At 40.3% G+C, this 1,467-nt stretch carries 1 protein-coding gene and 1 riboswitch; the gene reads left to right on the top strand.

Going from position 1 to position 1,467, the window contains the following annotated elements:
* Nucleotides 1–116 precede the first annotated feature (116 nt).
* Nucleotides 117–290: riboswitch (Lysine riboswitch) on the top strand.
* A gap of 150 nt (nucleotides 291–440) precedes the next feature.
* Nucleotides 441–1,349, top strand: coding sequence for a diaminopimelate dehydrogenase (locus JT739_RS12615; protein ID WP_237661474.1), 909 nt, complete (start codon nucleotides 441–443; stop codon nucleotides 1,347–1,349).
* The last annotated feature ends 118 nt before the right edge of the window (nucleotides 1,350–1,467 follow it).

Genomic DNA, 1,467 nt, shown 5'->3' with positions numbered 1-1,467 from the left:
CATAGTATCTTGACGCGATCAATCAAAAACGAACTAATTGACAAAGCAGTTTACTTGTGATATATTTACGAAAATAGGATTATTAATAAATTAAATATATGCCTCATCTCTACACGAGTTGGGGTAGAGGCGCGGTGTATCAAGAGTAAGCTTGTGGAGGCTGGGAAACCGATTAAGCAAGCTGAAAGGGGTCATCGCCGAAGCATGATTTGTCCCCAAAAATCATGCTGGGCCTATATCGAACAGGTATAGGACTGTCACCGATAATTCGGTGGAGCGCTACTTCAAGAGAGAGGCATTTGCCAAAGCTTATTAAAACAATCGGCAAATAGCCCCGATTGTTTTTTTTATTGTTAAATAACAAGGCTTTCGGACCGCGACATCAATATTTGATTGCGTTGTCGGGGAGACTTTTATTGAAAACTTAGAGGAGGTTTAGTATGTCAAAATACAGAATAGCGGTTGTTGGTTTTGGAAATGTAGGCAGGGAAGCTTTTTATGCTGTAAAAGAAAGCCCCGATATGGAAGTGGCAGGAATAGTCCTTCGGGATCCCAATAAAATTCAAGCAGCTAAAAAGATTGTGGGAGACATTCCAGTAACTACCGATGTAAGAGAGCTTGAAAAAATCGATGTGGCGATTCTTTGTATACCCAGTCGTTCTATTCCTGAAGTTGCGCCACAGTATTTAGAAATAGGCATTAATACAGTTGACAGTTTCGATATTCACGGTGATGAAGTTATTAAATTGAAAGAAAAACTCGACAACATTGCCAAATCCCACAATTCTGTAGCTGTCATTTCAGCTGGTTGGGATCCGGGCACGGATTCCGTCGTGAGAGCTTTAATGGAAGTGATTGCTCCTAGGGGAATTACTTATACGAATTTCGGCCCAGGCATGAGTATGGGGCATACTGTAGTAGTTAAAGCAATTGAAGGTGTAGTAGATGCAATTTCTATGACTATCCCCCAGGGCAATGGTTTGCATAAAAGACTGGTATATGTACAGATAAAAGAGGGCTATGATTTTGATAAAATTGCTGAAGCAGTGAAAAAGGATCCTTACTTTATCCATGACGAAACACATGTATATAAGGTAGATGATGTAAAAAGCCTTATAGATAAAGGGCATGGTGTGCACATGTCGAGGAAAGGCGTATCCGGTGCCACCCATAACCAGCGTATGGAGTTTATAATGTCTATTTACAATCCGGGGGCAACGGGCCAGATCATGGTAGCGGCTGCCAGGGCAAGTCTCAAGCAAGATCCTGGCTGCTATACTATGCTGGAAATACCTCTTATTGACTATTTATTCGGAGATAAGGAGCGACTGCTGCATCGTTTAGTTTAAAAAAGACTGTTTTACTAATATAACAAATAGCGATTTTTTAGAAGGCTGTTGTGAACTAGTTTGCAACAGCCTTTGTATGTATAGATTAAGACATTTATCACATAGTGTAAAATAATTG

This window comes from Tepidanaerobacter sp. GT38 (genome assembly GCF_021991635.1).
In the GTDB taxonomy this organism is placed as follows: domain Bacteria; phylum Bacillota; class Thermosediminibacteria; order Thermosediminibacterales; family Tepidanaerobacteraceae; genus DTU063.
The sequence above is the reverse complement of the archived record's forward strand: the minus strand, read 5'-3'. Positions and strand labels throughout refer to the sequence as shown.